3 protein-coding genes are annotated in these 1,329 nt (G+C 31.2%); all 3 read left to right on the plus strand.

All coding sequences use genetic code 11. From position 1 onward, the window contains the following. A partial coding sequence (locus GQO80_RS16045; RefSeq protein ID WP_157208113.1) for an integrase core domain-containing protein occupies positions 1 to 81 on the plus strand: 81 nt, incomplete at its 5' end. After that, entirely contained in the window at positions 74 to 709 is a 636-nt protein-coding gene (locus GQO80_RS15690) for a hypothetical protein (RefSeq protein WP_157209303.1), read from the plus strand. The genes GQO80_RS16045 and GQO80_RS15690, both read left to right, overlap by 8 nt. 154 nt (positions 710 to 863) lie before the next feature. After that, on the plus strand, positions 864 to 1,229 hold the full coding sequence (locus GQO80_RS15695; RefSeq protein WP_157209304.1) for a hypothetical protein: 366 nt from the start codon (positions 864 to 866) through the stop codon (positions 1,227 to 1,229). Positions 1,230 to 1,329 lie beyond the last annotated feature (100 nt).

The raw sequence follows: 1,329 nt of genomic DNA on the forward strand, positions 1-1,329 counted from the left end.
TGGATACACGATTACAATTATAATAGACCACACAAATCACTTAAAAATAAAACACCAATTCAATACCGATTAAATGAATAAAATTCTATTTTTGAATGGATCGAATTTTGGGGAAGCTTACAATATGACAAACATTGAAATAATTAATAAAATTTATTTAGGAACTAAGCCTTTCGCTAATAGAAAAGAATTAAGTGAGGCTAACTTGATGTTTCAAGAACTAAAATCAGAAATAACTGTACTTAAGGATAATTTAATGAAATTAGCTAAATCTATCGGCGTCGAAAATAAAGGTGAATATGACTTAAAAATCGATTTAGAAATTGAATATATTGAGAAACTTCTAAACCCAAATTATATTCATAAAAAAGAAAATCCTGAACAACTGAGTAATAATAAAAAATTAAAAAAAGTTAAATTAAAAGATGGTTTCGAATTTTATACTCCAACTGACCAAGAAAAGATTGTAAGGCTAGTTGAGCATCATACATTACTTTTGGACACTCTAAAAAACATTTTTTCTTCTTTAGATAACAATTTAGATTATCCAGGTTCAATGTATGCAATATCCAAAAATGAAAGGAAGACGAAAGAAATCAATATGAATTCTGATTTTAATGAGTATCAAGTAGATAGCGATTATTGTGGAGCTTGCATGAGTTCTCCTTGTATATGCAGTGATTTTGAACAAACTAGTACATTGTATTAAAAAAACGTTTGCCAACACCGTGTATAAAAAATTGCTAGTTTTAGTTAACACAAAGTTGGTTGCTTGTTTGCTGGCTTCCGATTTTCCTTCGGAAAATCCTCGCCCACAAACACGCAACTTTCCATACACATCAACGTTAGCCACAAGCTGAAAAATGACAACAACTGAATTAAGAAAGAAAATTGCGGAAACTGAATTACCTGATTGGTTCAATTCAGCTACTGCGAATATCAGTTATCCCCACATAAACTTTTCGATTGAATTGGAAGGATTCAGTTCAATACATAAATGGCTTTTGCAACAAATAAATGGATGGGAGGAATATGGTTCTTTACCAAACGAATTTGAGCAGTCCAAAAGACATTTCGTTAACTTAAAGACCAGAATAGAGAATTTCATCAATTCTCATCACAATCAGACAAATTCAGGAAATTTAGATAGTTATTGGAGACAAGAATCAGGACAATTATCGAGTAATTCCAATTTTTTCACTTCTGATTGGATAGGGCGGGCAAAGTGAACCACTTGCAGCGGATGAAAGTGAGCATAGCTAAGTAAGCGCTCAAAATCGATTCATTTGTGGTTAAATTTAGTATTTATTTTTCAATTTTTTACGCATG

The sequence above is a fragment of the Mariniflexile maritimum genome (assembly GCF_009746565.1).
GTDB classification, from domain to species: Bacteria; Bacteroidota; Bacteroidia; order Flavobacteriales; family Flavobacteriaceae; genus Mariniflexile; species Mariniflexile maritimum.